This window comes from Caulobacter sp. AP07 (assembly GCF_000281955.1).
In the GTDB taxonomy this organism is placed as follows: domain Bacteria; phylum Pseudomonadota; class Alphaproteobacteria; order Caulobacterales; family Caulobacteraceae; genus Caulobacter.
Genome location: NZ_AKKF01000100.1, coordinates 1 through 1225 on the forward strand (window position 1 = coordinate 1; position 1225 = coordinate 1225).

A 1225-nucleotide genomic window follows, 5' to 3' on the forward strand; every position below is an offset into this window, starting at 1 on the left:
CCCGCCACTAAGACTGGCTGGGTCCCGGTGGAGCAGCCAGTTAGCGCGGCGGCAGACGTCAACGAGTCGGTCCAGCATGGGCTTGTGCGCGGCTGGCGCGGCCTTGCCGACCAGATGAAGCGCGCCACAGCGCCAGCCAATCCGCTGGAGATGATCGGGCGGGCGGCGGATATGGCCGATAGAGTCTCTGCCTTGGTCAGCGCAGCCAGGCATAAGCCTATCCCCGCCGCCGCTCCGGCTCCTGCGCCCAAACCGCGTGACCGCTTTGACATCCCGTATAAGTCCAAGACGACTGTTGGACGCTATGCGGGTTCGGTCGCGGAAATGACGCCTGCCTTCGCTGCGCCCGGCTCGATTCCGGCCCGGATCGCCAACACCGTCATCCCAGGCCTTGGCGCTCAGGGCGCGGAGGACATTGCGCGTGGCCTGGGGGCGAACGACAAGGTGGCGGGCTATGCGCGCGCCGCTGGCGGCCTACTCGGCGGCCTCGCCGCGAATGTGCGCGTCAACGGCGCGCCCGCTGGCACTCCAGCCCGCGACCCTGTTCTTGACCGCGTCGCACGCGGTCAAGACCCGGCCCGTGTTCAGGCTCAAACGGCCCGCTATCGCGCCGCGAGTGTGCGTCCGGCCCTGATTGATGTCGTGGATGATGCCGCTCGGGGCACGGTCCGCGCCGCCGCCAGCCGTCAGACTCCGGCTCGTCAGGCCGCGACCGACTTCCGCGACGCCCGCGCCCTGGACCTGCCGTCGCGTGTCGGCGGACAGGCTCGTCGCATCATGTCGCAGGACCCGCGCACGCCCGACCAAATCCGCGAGACCATGGCTCGAAGCCGCGCCGCTAACGCCAGCGAGGCGTTCGGCGCGGTCCGCGGTGAAATGATCCCGCTGGCCGAAGAGACGGTCACTGGCCTGCGCTCCGACTATGGCCGCCGGGCCATCGCCGAGGCCGCGAGCCGCGAGCGTGACCCTGAAGTCCGCGCGGCCCTCAACCGCCTTGCCGGCGACGCTCTGGATAACCCGGGCGGGACGCAAATCACCATCGGCATGGCCGATCGCATCTCACGGGTATTGAACAGCCAGGCAGAGTCGGCCTTCGCGAGGGTTTGGACGGCGTTGTAAATTTCGTCGTCGTCGATGAAGCCGTCGCACGCCTCTTGGAGGAGCTTGCTAGCATCGTCCTTGGTGAACATTTCAGTCTCCGTGGTTCTGGCGAGAGGGGTTAGGC

At 68.2% G+C, this 1225-nt stretch carries 1 protein-coding gene; it reads left to right on the forward strand.

Annotated elements, in window-relative coordinates:
* Positions 1-1119: hypothetical protein (locus PMI01_RS06235; RefSeq protein ID WP_035035010.1), on the forward strand; the 1119-nt coding region annotated here is incomplete at its 5' end.
* Positions 1120-1225 lie beyond the last annotated feature (106 nt).